General features: G+C 37.3%; 18 protein-coding genes. 9 read left to right on the top strand and 9 right to left on the bottom strand.

Features of this window, described 5'->3' with window-relative positions:
• Window positions 1-27: 27 nt before the first annotated feature.
• The 4 genes from ACEVFT_RS09315 to ACEVFT_RS09300 all read left to right on the top strand — a co-directional run bounded on the left by ACEVFT_RS09315 (window position 28) and on the right by ACEVFT_RS09300 (window position 5,488).
• The gene (locus tag ACEVFT_RS09315) at window positions 28-1,749 is read left to right on the top strand and encodes an ABC transporter ATP-binding protein (RefSeq protein WP_205446668.1); all 1,722 of its coding nucleotides are present in this window, start codon (window positions 28-30) and stop codon (window positions 1,747-1,749) included.
• On the top strand, window positions 1,749-3,581 hold the full coding sequence (locus tag ACEVFT_RS09310) for an ABC transporter ATP-binding protein (protein WP_342533799.1): 1,833 nt from the start codon (window positions 1,749-1,751) through the stop codon (window positions 3,579-3,581). Before ACEVFT_RS09315 ends, ACEVFT_RS09310 begins: the two co-directional genes overlap by 1 nt.
• 806 nt (window positions 3,582-4,387) lie before the next feature.
• Window positions 4,388-5,257: a GNAT family N-acetyltransferase gene (locus tag ACEVFT_RS09305; RefSeq protein WP_342442344.1), complete on the top strand. Its 870-nt coding sequence runs from the start codon at window positions 4,388-4,390 to the stop codon at window positions 5,255-5,257.
• A 108-nt stretch (window positions 5,258-5,365) separates the two neighbouring features.
• The gene (locus tag ACEVFT_RS09300; protein ID WP_004229664.1) at window positions 5,366-5,488 is read left to right on the top strand and encodes a hypothetical protein; all 123 of its coding nucleotides are present in this window, start codon (window positions 5,366-5,368) and stop codon (window positions 5,486-5,488) included.
• 35 nt (window positions 5,489-5,523) lie between these two features.
• On the opposite strand, the gene helD is transcribed toward ACEVFT_RS09300, so the two are convergent.
• Window positions 5,524-7,752 carry an RNA polymerase recycling motor HelD gene (helD, locus tag ACEVFT_RS09295; RefSeq protein WP_342533801.1) on the bottom strand — a complete coding sequence of 743 codons (2,229 nt, stop codon included), beginning with the start codon at window positions 7,750-7,752 and terminating at the stop codon, window positions 5,524-5,526.
• A 158-nt stretch (window positions 7,753-7,910) separates the two neighbouring features.
• Here helD and ACEVFT_RS09290 point away from each other — a divergent pair, with 158 nt between their 5' ends.
• Window positions 7,911-8,627, top strand: coding sequence for a glycerophosphodiester phosphodiesterase (locus tag ACEVFT_RS09290; RefSeq protein WP_342442345.1), 717 nt, complete (start codon window positions 7,911-7,913; stop codon window positions 8,625-8,627).
• An 85-nt stretch (window positions 8,628-8,712) separates the two neighbouring features.
• Here ACEVFT_RS09290 and ACEVFT_RS09285 read toward each other — a convergent pair whose 3' ends face one another.
• Window positions 8,713-9,735, bottom strand: a complete 1,023-nt coding sequence (locus tag ACEVFT_RS09285; RefSeq protein ID WP_205446672.1) for a DUF2804 domain-containing protein — start codon at window positions 9,733-9,735, stop codon at window positions 8,713-8,715.
• 181 nt (window positions 9,736-9,916) lie between these two features.
• Here ACEVFT_RS09285 and ACEVFT_RS09280 point away from each other — a divergent pair, with 181 nt between their 5' ends.
• Window positions 9,917-10,411, top strand: a complete 495-nt coding sequence (locus ACEVFT_RS09280; protein WP_393949363.1) for an amidase domain-containing protein — start codon at window positions 9,917-9,919, stop codon at window positions 10,409-10,411.
• A 97-nt stretch (window positions 10,412-10,508) separates the two neighbouring features.
• Complete coding sequence (locus ACEVFT_RS09275) at window positions 10,509-11,081, top strand: nitroreductase family protein (RefSeq protein WP_205446674.1); 573 nt, start codon at window positions 10,509-10,511, stop codon at window positions 11,079-11,081.
• Window positions 11,082-11,136: 55 nt separating this feature from the next.
• Here the strand turns inward: ACEVFT_RS09275 and ACEVFT_RS09270 are convergent, their stop codons facing one another.
• The 7 genes from ACEVFT_RS09270 to ACEVFT_RS09240 all read right to left on the bottom strand — a co-directional run bounded on the left by ACEVFT_RS09270 (window position 11,137) and on the right by ACEVFT_RS09240 (window position 20,142).
• Window positions 11,137-12,519 (bottom strand): dipeptidase, encoded by a 1,383-nt coding sequence (locus tag ACEVFT_RS09270; protein ID WP_393949361.1) that lies wholly within the window; start codon window positions 12,517-12,519, stop codon window positions 11,137-11,139.
• Between the two features lie 239 nt (window positions 12,520-12,758).
• Window positions 12,759-14,570, bottom strand: a complete 1,812-nt coding sequence (locus ACEVFT_RS09265; RefSeq protein ID WP_393949360.1) for an AraC family transcriptional regulator — start codon at window positions 14,568-14,570, stop codon at window positions 12,759-12,761.
• Between the two features lie 175 nt (window positions 14,571-14,745).
• Complete coding sequence (locus tag ACEVFT_RS09260) at window positions 14,746-15,789, bottom strand: NAD(P)/FAD-dependent oxidoreductase (RefSeq protein ID WP_393949358.1); 1,044 nt, start codon at window positions 15,787-15,789, stop codon at window positions 14,746-14,748.
• Window positions 15,789-16,766 carry an ABC transporter substrate-binding protein gene (locus ACEVFT_RS09255; RefSeq protein WP_393949356.1) on the bottom strand — a complete coding sequence of 326 codons (978 nt, stop codon included), beginning with the start codon at window positions 16,764-16,766 and terminating at the stop codon, window positions 15,789-15,791. Before ACEVFT_RS09255 ends, ACEVFT_RS09260 begins: the two co-directional genes overlap by 1 nt.
• 87 nt (window positions 16,767-16,853) lie before the next feature.
• Window positions 16,854-18,467: a helix-turn-helix domain-containing protein gene (locus ACEVFT_RS09250; protein WP_393949354.1), complete on the bottom strand. Its 1,614-nt coding sequence runs from the start codon at window positions 18,465-18,467 to the stop codon at window positions 16,854-16,856.
• A gap of 155 nt (window positions 18,468-18,622) precedes the next feature.
• A complete protein-coding gene (locus tag ACEVFT_RS09245) occupies window positions 18,623-19,366 on the bottom strand; it encodes an SDR family NAD(P)-dependent oxidoreductase (RefSeq protein ID WP_205446677.1) in 744 nt (247 codons plus the stop codon).
• Between the two features lie 20 nt (window positions 19,367-19,386).
• Window positions 19,387-20,142, bottom strand: a complete 756-nt coding sequence (locus ACEVFT_RS09240) for an SDR family NAD(P)-dependent oxidoreductase (RefSeq protein WP_342533805.1) — start codon at window positions 20,140-20,142, stop codon at window positions 19,387-19,389.
• Window positions 20,143-20,333: 191 nt separating this feature from the next.
• On the opposite strand from ACEVFT_RS09240, the gene ACEVFT_RS09235 reads away from it, so the two are divergent.
• Together ACEVFT_RS09235 and ACEVFT_RS09230 are read left to right on the top strand one after the other, a co-directional pair.
• Window positions 20,334-21,464: a LuxR C-terminal-related transcriptional regulator gene (locus ACEVFT_RS09235; RefSeq protein ID WP_393949350.1), complete on the top strand. Its 1,131-nt coding sequence runs from the start codon at window positions 20,334-20,336 to the stop codon at window positions 21,462-21,464.
• A 303-nt stretch (window positions 21,465-21,767) separates the two neighbouring features.
• On the top strand, window positions 21,768-22,316 hold the full coding sequence (locus ACEVFT_RS09230) for an RNA polymerase sigma factor (RefSeq protein WP_205446680.1): 549 nt from the start codon (window positions 21,768-21,770) through the stop codon (window positions 22,314-22,316).
• Window positions 22,317-22,436: the final 120 nt, after the last annotated feature.

Genomic DNA, 22,436 nt, shown 5'->3' with positions numbered 1-22,436 from the left:
TTTTATCTACAACAAGGGGGAAAGAATATGAAAGAAGTTTTTTCCTATGTAAAGCCCTATAAATGGACAGCTATTTTTGCTTTATGTTTAATGCTTTTAGAGTTATTCGTGGAGCTTGTGCAGCCACTCATTATGGCAAAAATAATTGATGAAGGAGTAAGGGCTCAAGATCAAGGGATGATTTTGCAATGGGGAGCGGTTTTATTAGCGCTATCTTTTGTTGCCTTTCTAGCGGGAGTTATCAATTCGTATTTTTCTTCACATACAGCTCAAAGCTTTTCGTATGACCTACGAAATGCTCTGTTTGATAGAATTCAATCCTTTACGCTAGCAACCTATCAAAAATTCTCCACTGCATCCCTTATTACTCGATTAACAAATGATGTCACACAGGTACAAACAGTGCTGTTTATGAGCCTGCGTATTATGCTTCGGGCGCCACTTGCTGTTATAGGAAGTATTATTATGGCTTTTGTTGTAAATGCGAAATTGGCTTTATTTTTAGTCATCGGTGCACCGATTATTTTTATTTTTCTTATCTTTATGGTGGCAAAAGGTGTGTCTTATTTTGGACGTGTACAGAAGAGAGTCGATCGTTTAAATAGGGTTTTACAGGAGAATTTACAGGCGATACGGTTGGTGAAGGCTTACTTAAGAGGAGCATATGAGGCTACTCGCTTCGATGAAGTTGCATCGCGTTTAAAAGTGGATACTGTAAAGGCTTTACGCATAATGGAATATATTATGCCGGTTCTTTTATTTATTATGAATATGAGCTTGCTCGCAGTTCTATGGTTTGGTACAAAACAAATTGCGACAGGAACAACGCCGCTTGGTGATATTGTCGCTATTGTGAATTATGCAATGCGTATGACGGGCTCATTTTCAATGTTCGCGTTTATTATTATCTTCTACGCACGTGCAAAGGCCTCTGCAGAACGTATGGCAGAAATCCTTTCTATAGAAAATGAGGTTGAAGATACTTCCCTTATAGAAGAAGTAGGCCATACAACACAATATGGAGAATTAACATTTGAACATGTTAGTTTTACTTATCCAGGAGGAGATGCTCTTGTTCTGTCGGATGTGAGCTTTCAAGTTAAGTCTGGTGAAAAATTAGCGATTATGGGGGCAACTGGTGCAGGAAAATCAACATTATTACAGCTCATTCCTCGTTTCTATGAAGTGACACAAGGAAGAATACTTGTAGAAGGACAGGATGTTCAACACTGGGAATTACAAGAGCTGCGAGAAATAATTGGTTATGTCCCTCAGCAGTCATTGTTATTTACCGGAAGTATTGCAGATAATGTACGGTGGGGAGATACACAGGCTGAAATGGATGCTGTACTACAGGCTACAATGCAGGCACAAATACATGCATCTGTTGAAGATTTTCCAAATGGTTACGATACCAAGGTTGGGCAAAAAGGAGTTAATTTATCAGGGGGACAGAAACAAAGGCTATCCATAGCTAGAGCCCTTTTGAGAAAAGGACATATTTTAATGCTTGATGATAGTACCAGTGCCTTAGATGTAAAAACTGAACAGTCTTTATGGGAGGCATTGAGTGAAGAACAGGCAACGATGCTTGTTGTTACGCAAAAAATTCGTACAGCTAAAGGTGCAGATCGCATTTTACTGATTGATGCTGGAAAAGTAGTTGCATATGGCACACATGAAGAGCTTTTACAGACTTCCTCTCTTTATAAAAAAATAGCTATCTCTCAACAGGAGGTGGAGGATTAATGGGATTTTTCCAGAAACCTTTTGGCTATGAACCGATTTTGACAAAAGATGATCTGAAACAGGTTGTGAAGAAAAAGAAGGGGCCACGTGCAGCTGATTGGAAAAATACATTGCTACGGTTATGGAAAATTGTTGACGAACAACGTGCACTTCTCATTGTGGTGCTTTTGTTAGTGATGATTAGCTCCATTTTAGCTTTAGTTGGCCCTTATTTAATCGGTCAAATGATTGATCACTATGTGATGCACGGTGAGCTTTCAGGCTTAGGTAAGGGGATTGGCGCATTAATTGGTATTTATGTTCTCTTAGCGATTTCACTTTTTCTACAAAACTATTGGATGATTGGTATTGCCCAGCAAACGATCTATAGATTAAGAACAAGTGTATTTGCTCATTTTCAACGGCTGCCAGTGGCATTCTTTGATCGTCGTCAGCATGGTGAATTGATGAGTCGAATGACGAATGATATTGAAGCGGTTAGCTCCACATTGAACAGTTCCTTTATCCAAGTATTTTCAAGTGTACTTACGCTTGGAGGAACCGTCATTATTATGCTCAGTTTAAGCCCATTGCTGACAGTTCTGACGATGGTCATTATTCCACTGATGTTTTGGGCAATGCGATGGATTACACGTCGTACAGCACCACTGTTTAAAGAACAGCAAGTAGCTATTGGCGCCTTAAACGGTATGATAGAAGAAACAATTTCAGGACAGCGGATTGTGAAGGCATTCTCCCAAGAGGAGCGAATGAAAGCAGAGTTTCGTGAAAAAAGTTTGCGCTTAAGAAGGACCGGCTTTTGGGCACAGACTTACTCGGGTTATATTCCTAAAGTCATGAACTTCTTAAATAATATGAGCTTTACCATTGTAGCTGGTATAGGAGGAGTTCTCGCACTATATGGACATGTATCCATAGGGGTAATTGTTATATTCACTGAATATGCACGACAATTTACACGTCCTTTAAATGATTTGGCAAACCAGTTTAATACGGTACTATCAGCCATTGCTGGTGCAGAGCGCGTATTTGCCTTGCTTGATGAACAACCAGAGAAGGAAACCGTGTCTGCACAAAAGCATCAGTTGTTGGGGCATGTGGCATTTAAGCAGGTGTACTTTAAATATGAACTAGAAGAAGAAGCATACACATTAAAGAATGTAGATTTTAAAGTGGAGCCTGGACAAACAGTAGCCCTCGTTGGTGCAACTGGAGCTGGGAAAACGACAATTCTTCAACTGATTGCAAGGTTTTATGAGGTAACAAAGGGTGAGGTATTATTTGATGGTATAAATGTGCAGCAAATTGATCGTCAATCCCTTCGTTCACAGATGGCTTTTGTATTACAGGATCCATTTTTATTTGAGGCTTCTGTTCGCGAAAATATCCGTTATGGTCGATTGGATGCGAGTGATGCAGAGATTGAAGAAGCGGCCAAGCGTGCTAATGCCCATGACTTCATTATGAAACTCAAAGATGGGTATGATACCATTCTTGCTGCAGATGGACGCGAGATTTCACAAGGTCAAAAGCAATTATTATCTATAGCAAGGGCACTTATTGCTGATCCGAAAATTTTACTATTAGATGAAGCCACAAGCAGTATTGATACGGTGACAGAGCTGGCGATACAAGAGGCACTCGATACGTTGATGCAGGGTCGCACAAGCTTTGTTATTGCTCATCGTTTAAATACTGTCCATAATGCTGATATGGTTTTAGTTATGCATAAAGGGGAATTAGTTGAAGCTGGACCCCAGCAAAAACTAATCGAATCAGGTGGTCTTTATGCACAAATGCTGCATTCATCCTCACACCATCTTGAGGAATAGATGAAAAAGAGCAATTTCATTTGAAATTGCTCTCTTAGTGTTGAAAAACAAAACAGTCAATTGAAAGGTAGAAATGAATTTCCGTTGCAGGCTACTTGCTTTCATGTGGGCGAGCGCCGAGCCGCTTCCTCCGCTACCGCTTCGTTTAGAGTTTTGCCTGTCTCGCTATCCCACGGGAGTCAAGTAGCCTTCCACTCCAACCCATAAAAGTGTTACCTTTTTAGCAAAGGTTTTCAAATAAAGTGAAGGTGTTCATTACTCTTTATGAAGAGGTGTTGTCACGCATTACTTCTCCACATTGAAAATAAGAGCTTATCCCCTCTAAGAATACAGAAATTAGGCTATTTGATTGCTATGCTAGTATGAGAGCGAACGTAAGTGAGTGAAGCGGCTCATCGGACGCCCCCTGGAAAGGACGCTGGCGGAACGGAAATCAACCTCTCACCTTGCAAAGTTGCTTTTTCTGCCGTTGACATCATCTTTTTATTGAAATGAAATGTTATTAATTTGAATAAATAGTATAATTATTATAAAACATTAGTAAAATGGGAAGTAGTATATAGTTTAAAAGTAACAGATTGCAAAAGGATAAAGATCACTATTTTCGAGAAATTATTATATTATTTTATATCTATTAATTCTAGTAAATTTCAGTCATTTTACTAAATTTTTATAGTATAAATCCTTTTATTTTTCCAATATTTGAAGTAAAATTCTGATTAATAGGGGGTATTAATATATTTTGTTGCCAGCTTATTTTCATTCTTGCTACAATAGGGCAATAGTCTGTTACAGGAACGGAGTAAATGATGAATATTTCAGTGATGACAGTGTCTTTTCCATTAGATGGAGAAACATTGAAAGAAGTAAAGTTATTATGTGAAGAAGCAACAGTTCAAGATTATCGAGTATATGAAACCATTATGAATGTACCAATGGCTAGCTCTTTCGAGACTAAGGGCTTTATGGTACTAGCGTATGAGGATGATAAGGATTTATTAGTTGGTGCTGCTAGTGCAATTGACTTAATGGGGCTTCATACATATGAGTGGTCATTAGTGGTAACACCTGCATATCGACAAAAGGGTATTGGAACTGCGTTAGTTGATGGTATACAAGTTGGGCTAGAAGAAAGAGGGGCAGAGGGGCAATTAGCTGTAGTAATTGATGGCTCTCCTTATGGACATACATTTATTGAAAACAAAGGTTTTACCTATAGTTTTTCAGAAGCTACTTTAGAAACAAAAGCAGAGCCCGTTACATTACAAAAAGATATTAATATTCAACCCTATAATGGTGAGCAAGCTGAACTGATTACTATTTATTGTGAAGCATTTGGAGATTTACCAGAAGAATCAGAAGAGCTTATTGCCTTTAATACATCAACAAATGGACGAAAGCTTTGGATTGCTTATCGGGATGGCGCTGTTGTTGGGACAGTGACAACAGCTCAGGAAAATGAAATCCAGTGGGTAACAGCACTTGCTGTACATCCAAATTGTGAAGGACAGGGTATTGGGACAGCACTTCTTTCTTTCTCAAAGGATTATGCGAGTAAAGTTGGTGCAGCATTCGTCATGCTAGATGTAGAAGTAGACAATAAAAAAGCACTATCTGTCTATGAAAAAGCAGGCTTTATGAAAGCGCAGCAAATTGATTATTATGTAAAACAATAGGAAAAAGGGCGATGAGTGGTATTTCATATCAACTCATCGCCCTTTTTTATCATAATTACCTACTATCTTCATATAATATTAATAAGCTTTAAGAAAGGAGTCGTGATCATGCGCATGCCAGCATTGCCAAAGAAGAAGTCTCCTCCAAAGGAAGCCCCTAGTTCATGGTGGAAAGTTGTTAAAGCTTATTTATCCAAAGGGAAGTTTTATAAATTACCACCAAGAAATTAATGATGCAAAGAAAAAAGTCGCCTTTTCGCGACTTTTTAATTTTCTAATAGGAATGTCTTTTTGGATGGACCGATTAAGTATAGTTCGTGCATGGCTCGTGTAAGAGCTACATAAAGTAGCTTTCGGTCAATTGGCGTATCGTAAAAGGGTGTATCGTAGGCAGCTACTATGACGGCATCAAATTCAAGTCCCTTGGCTAGATGACTTGGTACAACAAGTAACATTTCTTGATTAATAGATTCATTTTCCGTTAGTAGTTGTGAAGCAATAGCATTGTCTTTTAATGCCTGTTGCATAGTAATGGCTTCTGCAGTAGTTTTGCAAATTAAAGCAATGGATCGATGGCCGTTTTGACGTATGGCTTCAAAGATCCCTTTAATTTTTAAGGCATCAAATTGCTCTGCTTGAATAAAACTTGGTACGTTACCGTGACGCACAACGGGTTCTACTAGGGGGAGCTGTTCATTCATTTGCGCTAGAATTTGATTCGCGACTTCCATAATTTCAATGGTTGTTCGATAGCTTTTTTGCAAAGTTCGGAAGCTTGCACGAGGAAATAAGTTTTGGACAGGCTCCCATGCTGTCAATGAACGATAGCTATGAATACCTTGGGCTAAATCACCGACCATCGTGAACATATCCGTATCAAGACCTGCCTTTAAAGCAGCAAGCTGAAATAAACTATAATCTTGGACCTCATCGATAAAGACAACACGCATCTTCCATTCATCTGCAATGCCTTTTAAACGTGCTTGTAAATAGTATAGTGCCGCTAAATCTTCGAGTGCCCATTGTTCTTTACGATGTGCCTGCAAAAATTGTTGCTGTTCAAGGTAATGCCATTCAGGGGCGAGTTCTGCTAAAAGTTCTGCATCGGTGAGAAGGGTACGATAGAGTGTTTTAATATTATGTTTGGTAAAGCGACGCATATAAGCTGATGCCGTTGTCTTCGTTTCTTTTTCAATGGCAGGAATTCGCTCATCACGCTCATCGATGAATTTTGTGACAACACGTCGTCGTTTTTCATCATCTCGAATGCCATTTAAGGCTTTACCCAATGCTTCATCATACTTTTTATGGAGTGTAGCTAAAACAGCCTGTTTTTTTTGACGAACATGGCTTGCTAACACCTTTTTAATATGTTCAAGTCGCTTTTCGATAGGCATATAAGAAAATTCGTATAAAAACAGCTTCTTCAGGTGGGAAGCGCGCATGATACAGTATTTTTCAATATAGACATCTTCGAATTGCTCTGCGATCTTTTGTTCCAGCTTTTGTACGTAGCGTTCGATGACATCACGATAGTAAAGGGAGCCTTTCATTTCAGCAATCCAGGCAGTAGGCTGATGACTACCTCCAGCAACGAGCGACTCTAATTGCTCATTTGGATTTTGAAGCTTAAGCTTTAATTTAGTGGCAGAAAGAACGTAGTCTGTAAAAGTAGTTTGGCAAATTTTATCGACGCCAAGCTCTGGTAAAACATCGCCTATATAATCAATAAATAACTTATTCGGTGCTAAAATCATGAGCTGCTCAGGATTAAAATGTTCACCCATTGTGTAAAGGAAATAGGATATTCTGTGGAGAGCAATGGTCGTTTTTCCACTGCCTGCAGCACCTTGCACAATAATTGGTTGACGAAGATGTGCTCGAATAATTTCATTTTGTTCCTTTTGGATTGTCGAAACAATTTCCGTTAGACGAACATCTGCTTTTCCAGCCAATGCTTCTTGTAGTAATTCATCATTTGTTGTTAAGTCAATATCTCGTATATCGAGTAATTCGCCATTCTCGATCTTGTATTGCCTTTTAGCAAAGAGATGTCCCTTATGAACTTCTCCACGGACATCGTACTCCATATCACCAAGACGACCATCATAATAAACATTGGCTACGGGTGAGCGCCAGTCAACAATAATGGGTTCATGGGTTTCACGATGAAATAGTGAGGTCTTCCCAATATAAAGAAATTCTTCAGGGTCACCTGTTTTTTGGAAATGGATTCTGGCGAAATAGGGCTTCTTGCGAACGGCCTCTAGACCTTCTTTTTGATTACGTGCCATTTCAAAGAATCTGGCATTTGTTAAGATATTTAAATAACTTAAACTTGAATCTAAGTAATCGAGATCAGCCATGGATTTGCGGATATTTTCTTGAGCAGATTGTAAATCTCGTTGTGATTCGTCTAATATTTGCTGCATATAACTTTGGGTATACGCTAACCGCTCTACTTCAGCCTGAAAATCTGGATGTTGTACAGTCATTTTTAGCACCTCCTAGGTACTTACAATTTCAAAGTAGATTATCATACTACTATATATAATATTTACCATCAAGTGAAAGCTAAAAAGTTAATTATGCTACTATTACATGGGGGATGGAAGGTTATTCTTTAAATAATAAATAGAGGAGGTTCATGATTTTGGATATATTTGCACATAGAGGTGTTTCGATAAACTATCCGGAAAATACGATGGCAGCCTTTCAAGCAGCATCAAAGCTCCCTATAGCAGGGATTGAGCTAGATGTTCATTTAACCGCAGATAAAGAGGTAGTGGTCATTCATGATGAAACCATTGATCGTACCTCCAATGGCTCGGGCTATGTAAAAGATTTTACATTACAGCAATTGCGTACATTTGATTTTGGTTCGTGGTTTTCGCGGGAGTTCGGAGATGAAGTAATTCCTACGTTAGGGGAAGTGCTAGAGCTTTTTGCAGGTACCAATCATCGTATCAACATAGAACTGAAAACAGATATCATTGCATATGAAGGGATTGAAGCGCTTGTACTCAAAGAAGTAGCTGCACAGCAAATGACAGAGCGGGTCATCATTTCATCTTTCAATCATGAATCACTGCAAACCATATCTAAAATAGCGCCTTATATCGAAAGTGCAGCATTGTTTGCAGAGGTGTTAGTAGATTTTACTACTTACATTGCTCTCATTCCAGCTAAGGCGTTACATGTAAGTCTACCAACTTCATTTCGTAAATCAGTTAAACTAGCTCTCGCTGAAGGCGCAACAGTACGTGTGTATACCGTTAATGATCAACGTGATGCTCGAAGTTTACAACAACTAGGTGTACAGGCGATATTTACAGACGATCCTGAAAAAATATTACTTGCCCTTAGTTAGAACAAAATAGGAGACAAAAGGCTTCCGTGGAATCATTTGCATTTTAAAATACCCACGGAAAGCAACGTCTTCTAGAAGATTTGTTCTACCATTTCGCACGATGTTCCTCAATACATCCGAGCATTTGTTGAATAACTAGTGTTTCACCATTGTCGAGTAAAATGGAACCGTCGTAATAACCAAATAGTTGATGTACTTCTGATTTAACTAGTTTGGCATTCGTTTGGGCAGTACGCTCAAAAAAAGGTGAAAAAGTTAATGAGACCTGATTAGAAAATTTTGTTTTCACTTTCCAACGCTGCATATAGTCTCCGGAGTCATATTGAAATATCAAATCCTCATGTATTTTTGTCATTTTACCATCAACAAAAACAGCATTTTCAGTCATGCCAGTGCCATCTGTCCATTTACCCCCTAAATTAAGTCCGATTCGTCTTCCTCGTACGCGTTGAGAGGCCATTCCCCAATTCCATAATGCTTCACGGGGCCATACACCTCGTCCATAATCCAACACAGCAAAGTTCTCTTCAGCTGAGAAATTAAAACGTCGAGTACCAATTGTGACAACACCTGAGGTTGGCAGTATGTGATGCTTGCCTGTAAACTGAAATGTTTTGCGATTCCAAGGAATGACTACATTTAATGTTTCGTCAGCTGGTGGGTGCTGAATGATAAGCTTTGCTCGTAAAACATCTCCATCAAAGTTTGGTATGGAAACAGATAGATGCGTTTCATTTTGTATATATAATAAATCAATCATCATTTCGCTATTTTTAAATGAAACAGATTCTAAAACCTGTGTAGGCATTTTTAGTTTACCACCGAAGGGAATTGTGATCGTTTTTTCGAAATAGCGTTGTGTTTCATATTCAAGAAAATAAACGAAGCAGACTGCTGCGTAATCTAGATGACTAATCGTAGCTGAAAACAAAATTTCATCACCATAGACACACCAATAGTTCCATTTCTTTTTGCGCATGAGATGGCCGCTTAAATTGCTGTTAATAAGTGGCTTACGTGCAAATCCGATGGCTGCTGGATTTAAATTACCTTTTTTATCGCATAAAAGAGTTGGCTGTAAAATCTCTTTCTCAGCATGCTGCTTCACATTCAACATCCCTTCTGATCATAAAATAAAATTGACATATCTTTCATTCTTATTGTAGCAAAAATGTTCTTGAAATTGGAAAGGAACATGCCGAATATAATGGATTTCAATAAGAATAAGAGTAAGGACCTAACTAATAGAAATACTTGAATAGACATATGATGGCATGAGGAGGGGATGTATGGCAAAAATGTATAATAGGCAGGCTGCAGTTCAATACGCCAATTTGTGGTGGAACAGACGCAATCCAGCTTTTCCAAACTTTGATGTAGATTGCACGAACTATATATCTCAATGCTTACTTGCAGGGGGTGCACCGATGCGGGGGGCACCAAGTAGAGATAAAGGCTGGTGGATTCAGCAGGGGAATTGGAGCTTTAGCTGGTCTGTTGCCCATTCGTTACGATGGTATTTAGAAGGGTCTACAACAGGATTAAAGGGTAGACGTGTTCAAAATGCAGAGGAATTAGAGATAGGGGATGTCATTTTTTATGATTTTCAAGGGAATGGAAGAATTGACCACTCCGTTATTGTCACAAGTATTCAAAATGGTATTCCTTATGTGAATGCCCATACCTCAGATAGTATTAATCGACCTTACTTTTACGAGGATTCCACCGCCTATACGCCAAGCATGACTTACTTTTTCTATCATATAGATGACAGCTTTGCTTAAGAACAGATAGTTTTAAAGCATACAATTTTATGATAATGTGAAAGATAGAAGAGATAAACTCTAATATGTTGTCTTAAGGTAGAAGGAGAATAGATATATGAGCGAACAAATTTTATCTGTTAGAGATGCAATTATTCAACGACGATCGATTAAAAAATTTAATGGTCAGCCTGTAGAGCGTGAGGATTTAATGGCTATTATTGACGATGCGGTATGGGCTCCAAACCATGGTAATCGCGAGCCGTGGCGATTAGTTGTTGCCTGTGGAAAGGAATTGGAAAACCTTCATCAGCTATTACGTGACCTGACAATTCCGAAATGGCAGGAGCTTTCAAGCGAAGATTTAGCAAAGCAGATGTTGAAATTTACATTGCCAGGTGGCTATGCCTTTGTTATCGTACCAGAGGATGCACGTCAAAAAGAACGTTTAGAAGATTATGCAGCGGCAAGTACATTTATTCAAAATATGCAGTTACTCGCATGGGATAGAGGCATAGGCTCTTGCTGGAAAACGCCAGGCTTCTTAGATAACCCTAAATTCCGTGAAGCTTTAAAGGTGCAGCCAGGTGAGCGTGTCATTGCCATGCTACAAGTTGGTTATTTTGATGAAGTGCCAAAAGGCAAAGAACGCAAACAATCAGCTGATATTGTTACGATTTTTGGTGAGTAATCAAACAAAAATCCCTTCACTTTAAAAGTGAGGGGATTTTCTAATTAATCGATATTTATTTTTGTAATCCTGAAACCTCATATAAATAATCACTTAGAACACGTAAGCCTTTATCAAAGTTTTCTAAATGGAAGTGTTCATTTGGTGCATGGAAGTTTTCACTTGATAGACCGAAGCCCATTAACACCACAGGTAATTCTAAAATTTCATCAAACGCAGCTACGATAGGGATAGAGCCACCGCCACGTGTGTAAGCTGTTGGTACATTATATACTTTTTCATAGGAGCGTCCAGCAGCCTGGATAAATGGATGATCGAAAGGTGTCAGGAATGGACGGCCTTTATCAAATTCAGAAATGTTGATTTCCACACCAGCAGGTTTGTGCTTTTCAACATGTGCTTTTAAAAGTGCTACGATTTCATCTGGCTCTTGATTTGGTACAAGACGGCATGTGATTTTAGCGCCAGCTTCAGCTGGTAGCACTGTTTTGATGCCTTCACCTGAGAAACCACCAAATACACCGTTAACCTCTAAGGTTGGGCGCGCCCAAGTTCGTTCTAAATAAGAATACCCTTGTTCACCGAATAATTCTTTTACGCCCACTTCCTGTTTAACTGATTCTTCATCAAAGCCAAGTGCAAGATAAGCTTCACGTTCCTCTTCTGTTAATGGCAACACGTTGTCGTAGAAACCTTCAACTTGAATCGTACCATGCTCATCACGGAAGGATGCTAAAATTTCAGCCAATGCATGAATTGCATTTTGTACACCACCACCGTAAAGACCGGAGTGTAAATCTCCTTTAGCTCCACGAACATCAATTTGAATGCCTGTTAAGCCACGTAGTCCATAGCACACCGCAGGCTTACGAGGACCATAAAGGCCCGTATCAGAAATTAAAATTAAATCTCCCGCTAGTTTTTCTTTATATTGTTCAACATAGGCAGGTAGATGAGGACTTCCGATTTCTTCTTCACCTTCATAAATGAATTTAACATTGACTGGTAACGTCCCTGTTGTAGCAAACAATGCCTCAATCATTTTTAAGTGCATAAAGACTTGTCCTTTATCATCACTAGCACCACGAGCAAATAGTTTATTGTCACGAATCGTAGGATTGAAAGGCTCACTGTCCCATAAATTTAATGGATCAACAGGTTGAACATCATAATGACCATAAAATAAAATAGTTGGTTTACCTTCAGCATGTAACCAATCTGCATAAACAACAGGGTGTCCAGCTGTTTGTGTAATAGAGATATTTTCAAGATTTAGTTTTTCAAACGCATCGGCTAGCCATTGAGCTGCGTGTTGAATATCCTCTTTATGCTCGGATAACGAACTGATACTTGGAATTCGTAAAAATTCATTCAGTTCATTTAAATGTGCCTCACGATGTTCTGCAAAATAAGCATCTATTTGCTGTAAATTAGTCATTTAGCATCCCTCTTTCCAATATTTCGATAATAGAAATAGTATAGCATAATGTGGAAGGGAAGTGCCGTAATATCAGAAGCCAATGCTATTTTTATTTGGGAGGAGTTTAATCGTTATATCTAAAACTTTTCAATTAACTTTGAATGATGAAATAAAAAGCAGAAGATGGTTAAGAAAAATGCGACAAAGTCTATAGAGAGCTTTGTCGCATTTTGAATATGGTCTAAAAAGAGCTTGTCCTACTTAGTTTCCTTATCATTGGCACGCTCGATAAATAAGTCAGTTAGATCGTTAATTTGCCCAATAACAGAAATGGGATCTGTAAACCAAAACTTGAAATTATCTATTTCGTAAACTTCATTATTTTTAACGGCCTCTAAATTTTTCCATATAGGAGCGGTTGTAAAGTCGACTTTAGGTGTGTCGGCAGCTCTTGCTACGATAACACGGTCCCCTACAAAGTCTGAAATTTTTTCTGAAGAAATTTGTGTCCACGGCGTTTTTATAGTAGTTTGTGCTTTCACAGCTGGTGCCATTTGTAAGCCTAATCCCGTATAAACAGGATACCCTGTATAACCATCTCCATAAATAGTGATGGTTCCTTGGCCATCCAGTATATCCATAACAGTTATTGTTTCTTCAGGCTTAATGATATGAGCAATTTTTTTACGAGCGGTTTGAACTTGTTGTTGATAATTTTTCAGCCACTCCTCGGCATGGTCTCCTTGATTTAAGATAATACCAAATTCTTTAATGAGTTTAGGTATATTTTCTTCATATTCAATATAGATAGTAGGTGCGATTTTAGAAAGCTGCTCATACATTTCTTTATTACCTGTAATAATTAAATCAGGCTCTAATGAAAGTACTTTTTCTATAGAGTCTCCGATCACCTCAATTCCTTTTTTATCTTTTTCAGGTATATAAGGGTTTTTTAGCTGTGCTTCATTCGAACCAACCGGTTTGACATTTAAAGCAAGTAAGTAACCTAAGTAAAAATCAGTAACAATACGTTTTGGATTTTTATTATACGTAATATCACCATTGATGGAGTGATAAACCATTGTTTCCTCTGATTCTTCAGTAGTGTCGTTGTTTGTACAAGCTGTTAATAATAAAGCAGCACATAAAACAAATGAAGCTACTATAGTATGGTTCCAATTAAATTTCATTGGTAAAAAGCCTCCTTCATATTGATAACAATTATCATTATATAAAGTTCCTCGAGTGAATACATCGGAGGATTTTAACTCAAAATTAGGATTATTCAACACTATAGAAGTGGGTAAATATAATCTTTTATATTGGCCAGGTGTTAATCCAGTATTTTTTTTAAATAGGCGAGTAAAGTAAGAAGAATCTTCATAACCAACCTGCTTCGAAACTTCTTGGATTGAATGATGTGTTTCAACTAAAAGTCGCTTTGCATGTTTGATACGAGTATGTAATAAATAATCAATTAGACCATAACCAGTTTGATATTTAAATTGTTTAGAGAGATAAGATACACTGTAATTCATTTTTTCTACAATTGTATGACGAGATAAGTTTTCATGAAAATGTTTATTAATATAATCTAATGTTTGAGAGGTTAACTGTTCCTCATGCAGTATATTTGAATCTAGTGTATACATTTCATAGATTAACTCTGCTAAGTATATCTTTGTCTTATATTTACTAGCGTCTGTGTGCTTTTCCCATTGCGTGTTTATGTTATCTATTAATGTTAGCCAATGCTTCGGTGCATCATAAAAAATAAGAGGCTCTAAGGGCTCAGATTTTGTGTTATCAAAAGTAACATTACAATAGATCCATATACATGCCGAAGATGGTTCCTGCGTGACATGTATGTTTATAGGGTCATGAACAATCAAAAAGATGTTTTTATTATGTAATAGGGGAGTATGATGTAAGTTCCATTCGCCAGTTCCTTGAGCAATAAAACCGAAAATGCAGTTACAAGTAATGACAGGCCTTAATAGTGGATTATCAGATATATGTATAATGGTTAATTTTGCCGAGTCCCAATCTGCTAAAGTAAGATTTTTCAATTTGAGGATTCACTTCTTTCAATAGTTTATATTACGATAATACAATCAATGATAATGATTCTCAAATAGATGCTTGTATCGTAGAAGTGAAAAATTTATTTTAAAAAATAAACTGCATTCAAATTATTAGATTTTCTCCAATAATTTGAAGTGCAGTTATGCAAGATGTTTCTATTTAATTAGCCATATGTCGTTTAATAATTTCCTCATTTTTTTCAGCGAAGCGGTCATTGTGAGAGGATACACCAGCCATATCGACTTCGGTAGGATCTAAATATAGCTTCGCACTATTAACGGCTAGAATGGCATCATTAAATGCACCAGCTATCAGGCGAACCTTGCCAGGGTAGGTAATGAAATCACCAGCACCAAATATACCTGGAATACTTGTGTGCATTTTAGGTGAAACAGATATACCATATTCTTCACATTCAAAGCCCCATTCCATAATAGGACCGTAGAAGGATCGTTCAAAGCCGTGATTAACGATTATTTCATCAACTTCAAATTGTGTGCTCTCACCAGTGGTAACATGTTGGACAGTAACGCGTTCTATTTTGGTGTTGTTGCCATGCAAGCTAGTCACAATATAGGGGACTAGTGATGTAGCCACTTGCTTCATCTGTGAAACAGATGATTCAAATGCTTTGAAATCTTCTCGACGATGAACAACAATGACCTCCTTAGCAATTGGTGCAATGGCAATCGCCCATTCCACAGCAGAGTCACCACCACCTGAAATTAAAACACGTTTATTGGCAAATTTAGATTTATCCGTAACCGTATAGTTTAAATTAGTTAGTTCGTAGCGATCTGCTCCTTCTATATTCAACTTTTGAATTTTCGTAATACCACGACCTGCTGCTAAAATGATCGTTCGGGTATAATGGCGTTCTCCAGTTTTAGCAATTAACTCAAAAATTTTATCTTCCCGCTGTTCCATGCCAATAATTTCTTGCCCATAAACGATGGTTGGATCAAATGTTTTCGCTTGAGTAATGAGTGCATTTATTATTTCTTCACAGCGAACAGGCTCAACGCCACCTACATCCCATATTAGCTTTTCTGGATACGTTCTCATAAAACCACCGAGTTCATGCTTAATCTCAATAATTTTTGTCCGCATTTCGCGCATCCCACTATAAAAGGCGGAATACATGCCAGCTGGTCCACCACCAATAATTGTTACGTCATAAATGTCTTGTTCATTTATTGACATTAGGGCACCAACTTTTCAACAATATAGTCGATTAATAGTTCAGTGCCAATAGGACCTAGCCCAACTGCATAATCCTTTGTATCTAATGGGAACACGCGACCATTCTGTACCGCCTCCATGGATTGCCATAGCGGACTATCTTCTAAACTCTTCATCGATTCATCACTGCTGTAATTTTCTAATACTCTCTTTTCAACGAAAATATAGTCTGGTTTAATTTCTGGTAAGATTTCAAGAGATAACGGTGAAAACCAATCTTCTGAATCTGCTAATCGTTCTGGAATGTTTAATCCTAGCTGACGATAGATTAAACCACTACCTGGTCCTTCTGCTTTAGCACCCATGGAGCGATACTGTTTTGGTTCAACCCTTAATACCATGACCGTTTTATCGCCAATGGCTTGTTGTAGTTTTTCTTTAGCTTCTGTCACTTTGTTATGATAAGCAGTCAGGGTTGCTTCAGCTTCTTTTTCTTTCTCAAAAACTTTGCCTAATGCAGGAAGTGCTTCTTCTATAGAACCATTGGCATCCACGGCAAGGGTAGGAGCTATTTTACTTAGCTCTTCATATTTTTTAGAATCGATCACATTTCCTTGCACGACAATTAAATCAGGAGCCAATGATAGTATTTGCTCTAAATTTTCTTCATATTGAGGTGTATTTATCATTTCGACATGATTTTCTTTAAAAAGCTTTGGACGATAGTCAGGCTCTATTTCTTCTACCACTAAAACTTTTTGAGGCACAATGTCAATAGATAGTAAAAACTCTGCATAATTAGAGTTAAACACTAACATATTTTTAGGATTTGTCGGGATCGTGACATCGCCGAAAATTCCTTTAATGGTTTTTGTAGTAGCCTCAGTTTCTTCTGATGACTGTGTGTTTTGACTGTCTTCCTCTGGCTTGCTATTACATGCAGCCAATGCGAAAACCATCATTAGTAATGTGAGGAAAGCACAATATTTTTTTAACATTTTTCTAATCTCCTTTTTTGATAATGATTATCATTATCAAATATTAGCAAATTAGAAAAAGAGAAACCAATAGAGGATTGTGTTTATTCAATTGGATTTTTGTGTTGTTCTGATTAAAAATTGATATAGATCTTGTAAAATTATAGGTTTTCCAAAAACACCACAATTGTTTAATCCAAGTGATGTATCAATGACGTGAATGCGATTGTTTTTAACAGCATCTAACGTATTCCATTGAAAACTATTTATTAAGTATTTCATATTTTCTTCAGAACTGAAATGATCCATTATTCGTTTTTCTAGCAATAAAAAAGTAGGGTTAGCTTGTAACAAATCTTCAAGTGACAAGTCATTAAAGCTATATTCTTTCCCTTGTAAATTATGGGGCATAGAAAATTCGAGTTCGTTATAAAGTAGCCGAGCAATCTCACACGATCTTTCACCAATATATCGATACCCAAAATGCTCAACCCGTAGATATACTATTGTAGGTTTTTCGCGTAAAACATGTGCCAAGTCCTGTTTATACATTTTGACTTCTGTTAAGGAATTATTAATTAACGAAGCTGCTTGGTCTTTACAGTGAAATAATGCACCAAAATATTTTAATAAACTCGTCATGTCTTTTGGTAATCCACTAATAACAGGGGCAATCTCACGCAATTCATTTTTTATTTTCTCTTCCAATATATTACCGATAATTAAAGCAGGCTGTTGTTGTTTAATTTGTTTAATATCAACAATGTATTGTCTCATATCCATTTGATGAATTTGATAAGAGTTAAATAATTCCCTTTGGTAGCTGGGCACTATGGAAGCAGTAATTACTACACTATGAGGGATAATATTTAGTGCCAGTGCAATCTCAGCATGCAGGGGAGATAAAAAGCATATCCGCTGCTGAGTAATTGATTTTACATAGTTTTTAGGAGAGACACCAACCATGGCTTTAAATCTTCTACTGAAATAATGGGGGTCTTCAAAGCCCACACTTTTAGCAATGTCCAGCGAGCGTGCAGAGGTAGTAAGTAAAGCTTCCTGTGCTCGATAAATTCGATATGTGGCTAGATATTCTGATAAAGATAAGCCATATTGCTCCTTAAATTTTCGAGAAAAGTGCCAAGGGCTAATATCGATACTATTAGCTAATGTTTCTCTTGTAATCAATTCATTGTAATGGTTATGTATATATTCCATTGATAGGTCTAATTTATTTTCGACGCTGAGCTTTTCGTTGTTTTGCTGTTGATATATATATTTTAGTAAAGTATATATAATAGACTGGTTCATGATGATGGAAGTGTTTGGCGTAGTATCAGTTTGTTCGACTAAATCACGGCAAATCGTTGCCAATGCAACCTCGGGAATTTTAGTCATTTGAAAATCATCTTCAAGAATAGGCTGCTGTTCACAAAGGGCATGAGTAGTGAGGTCATATATGTCAAAATAAATGATCCATCCGGCTAATGCATAATTATTATGATCCATTACCTCAATAATAGAATTTTTCCCAATGGCTAATAAATTGCCTAAGTGTACATGTTGTACCTGACCATTAATACTCCATGAAGCATGACCATCTGTAATTAAAATAAGAGCATTGCTTGCCGGAACGTGGACAGTTCCACCTTTTACCCATTCATTCGTAATACGGTGTGTAGCTTGCCATTGCGCAAACCAGGATTGATGTGACTGAAACATGAGATCACCTCTTAAATATAAAATATAGCTATGTATTAGAATATCAAATATTCTGCGGAGGGGAAGTAATATTGTTATTCAGTGTGCATTCATCTGGATAAAAAAAGGTCTGATTTCGGTGTTTACCCAAAATCAGACCTTTTATAAATTAATCATTAGTGAGCAGTATAACCGCCATCAACAAGTAGCGTTGTACCATTGACAAAGCTTGAATCGTCGCTAGCTAAGAAGAGAACGGCTTTAGCGATTTCTTCTGGTTTACCAAGTCGACCTTGTGGGTGAAGGGATGCTAAATATTCTTTCTTTTGAGCATCAACTTCAGCCAGTAGAGGAGTATCGATATAGCCAGGACAAACCGCATTTACGCGAATGCCTTGTTTAGCATAAGCTGTACATAGGTTTTGCGTTAATAATTTTACGCCACCTTTTGCAGATGAGTAGGCTGTAGGATTTGGTAAGGCAACAAAACTATGAATAGAACCAGCGTTGACGATGACGCCACCTGTACCTTGAGCAAGGAATTGTTCAATGGCATATTTATCAGAAAGAAATACACCTGATAAATTAATATCAATTGTTCTTTTCCATTTTTCAAAAGAAAGCTCGTGTGCGGGTGCATCATCAGCCACGCCAGCATTTGCATACATAATATCAAGTTTACCGTATTTAGTAACGGTTTCCTTTATCATGTTTTGAATGTCTGCTTCGCTTGTTACATCTGTTTTCACGAAGAGTGTATCAAAACCATTGTTATTTAATTCTTCAGAGACGCTTTGTCCACGATCAGAAAAATCGGCAATAACGACTTTAGCGCCTTCTTCTACAAAGAGACGAACTGTGGCTTCACCAATCCCACTAGCCCCACCAGTAACAATTGCTACTTTATCTTTTAGTTTCATATAAATGACCACCTTTATTGTTATTTTGCTGTTGCTCCGCCATCAATGACGAATTCTGCACCTGTTGAGAAGGAAGACTCATCAGAAGCTAAAAATAATACTGTTTGCGCCACTTCCTTAACAGAGCCTAAACGTCCTAATGGGAATAAGTTTTTGCCTAATTCATCTTTTGAGCTTCCAGTTGTGGCTGACGCATAGTCTGCCATACCTGTATCAATATAGCCAGGATGAATGGAGTTGACACGTACGCCATATGGAGCATATTCCATAGCAGCATCCTTTGTCATAATGCGGACAGCCCCTTTACTCGCTCCGTATAAGACGTGACCAGCAGCACCTGTTAAGCCTGCAATAGAAGAAGCATTAATAACAGAACCATTATGCTGTTTAGCCATAAGCGGCATAATATGTTTCATACCCAGGAACACACCTGTTACATTGATAGACATTAAGCGGTTCCAGTCAGAAAGTTCGATTTCCGCAAGTGGTTTTATGATATAGATACCTGCATTATTGAAAAGAATATCCACTTTGTTAAATGTTTTTATTGATTCATCTGCAACCTTTTTCCAGTCTTCTTCATTACTAACATCGTGACGGATAAATAATGCCTCACCGCCAATAGCTTGGATATCACGGACTGTATCGTTACCAGATTGTTCATTTATATCAGTAATAACTATTTTTGCTCCTTCTTTAGCAAATAATAGTGCAGTTTCTTTCCCGATTCCTGTACCTCCACCTGTAATAATGGCTACTTTATTTTCTAGTCTCATTTCAAGCACGCACCTTTCATTATTTCTGGTTATATGGTTACCTTAGGATTCAAAAGTATTCGCATTGTTTAGCGATACTTTCATCTTACTCCTTTCAATTTGAAATACTATCCTATAAGATGCTGTATAATATAGTGAGTGAATATCCTCCATTTATAGGGGTATTTAAGTGTGAAGGAGAAGAATTTCCTATGGCGCATCCATTTCAGTCGATTGAAGAAGTAACACTTCAAGAGTTTGTATTATTTATTAAAATCCATCATAAGCAAATTGAAGAGAATACGAATATTTACCTTAATCTAGAACCTTCTATAGCTGAGGCAGATCGAAAAAGAGCAGCAATGATACTGGATTCGTTTTTGCGTTTAATGACACATGCAAATATCGATGAATTAAATAATGATGATAAGTATTTTTTTAACACATGGCTTCAATCACAGTTGTCCATTATTGATAGGAAGAGCTTTAATCTATTTCAATTAATATTTGAGAAAGCATTGATTACTTTTATGATTCAACAGAAGAGTAGTCGAACGAACGCCATCTTAATGTATGTATTATCGATATTTACATTTCTTGTATTTCTTTACGATGACTGTGAGAGAGAGAATCAAACTAGTAACATAACTACAGAAAATCAGGAATTTAGGCATTTGAAGCTATTAGATAGGCTTGATAAATTGCTAATTAGTTCCTCAGGCTATCAGGATTTAGCCCGTATTTTAAAAAAGTGTGAAGAGTATTTTAGTTATAGAAGATGCGTATTTTATGCTTATGTTCCATGGTCCAATCAATTTTATGGAGTTATTGGGGCAGAACTACCTAAGGTGCAAAGCATGAAAGGGGAGTTGACTGGGGAAAACACGATACTTAGTTCAAGAAAACCCATTTATTTAAAAAACCCTAAAAACTATGTGAAAGAGGAGCATATCCAATTATTTAATTTATCCTCGATTATATTTATTCCCATTATGAGACAAGACCAATTATTTGGATGGCTAACATTCGATCAGCTAGGTGAGGAGTTTGATTGCACAAAGGAAGAATTATCACTCCTTGAAGAAGTAGGGAAGCGTTTAGGTCTATTTTTATCACGTAAGGGCGAGAAGGTAGAAAAGAATACAGAGCTTCATTTAACTGAAAGGGAATCGATGATACTTGGTCTGCTTGCCGAAGGGTATGATAATAAAAAAATTGCCAGTTTATTATTTTTAAGCGAGCATACGGTCAGGGATTATGTAAGTAGCCTGATGACAAAGCTCAAAGCAAAGAATCGAACACAGGTCGTTGCCTCAGCTTTTCGTCTAGGGCTGCTAAGCTAACAAACCAATGCACTTCTACTAGGAGTGCATTTTTTGATTCTTCAAATGCCAATAAATGACTAAATAATATTCTGATAATAAATATTATTGAAAATATAGTTTGAATAATAGGTAACTATTGTCATCAAAAGCTTTTTTGGAGGGAAAGCAGTATAGTAGTAAAACAATTTTTACGAATATTACAAGTGAAAGTGATTAAGCTTACACGATTGTAATGAAATTGAAAGCCAATGCGATAGAGTGTAATACATTATTTTGCGAGAATGTGTATAGAAGCAAGAACAAGAAGCGGAGGCATACACAATGAATGAAAAATTAGAAGGCGTATACGAGGAATACAATCGTTATATATATCACTTATGTTTAAAACTAACTCGCAATAATATAGAAGCTGAAGATTTAATGCAAGAAGTTTGGGTGAAGGTTGTACGCTATGAAGATAGCGTTGCCGAAGTAGAGCATATTAAAGCTTGGCTGACAACTATTACAATGAATACATTTAGAGATCGCTATCGTAAAAAAGTGCGACGTAGCAAATATATGATGAACCAACCTGAAACATTAGACGTACCGATTCTAGATTTGGTTCCCAATAATGAAATTTCTACAGAAGAAAAAATTGAAAAGGATATTGTGACAAAACTAGTGCAGGATAAAATGGAGCAATTAGATGCCATTTATAGAAAGACTTTATGGTATTTCTACATAGACCAATATTCACTAGCAGAAATCTCTACAATTATGAAGGTTTCCATTGGTACTGTGAAATCTCGTTTATTCCGTGCAAAGGCTCGATTAAAAGAAATGCTCATGTCAGATACAGCTATTGTGGAATCTGTGCTACCAGCGTAATGAAAGCAGATTGGTCGCACATCACAGTACTTAGACGGAAGTATTCGGTCGACTAATCTAAAAAAGATGCATTCGCAAATAATTGCAAATGCATCTTCTTCGTATTGAAAAACAAAATAG

Source organism: Lysinibacillus sp. PWR01 (assembly GCF_043359455.1).
GTDB classification, from domain to species: domain Bacteria; phylum Bacillota; class Bacilli; order Bacillales_A; family Planococcaceae; genus Lysinibacillus; species Lysinibacillus fusiformis_F.
This window is presented reverse-complemented; position numbering and strand designations above follow the sequence as displayed.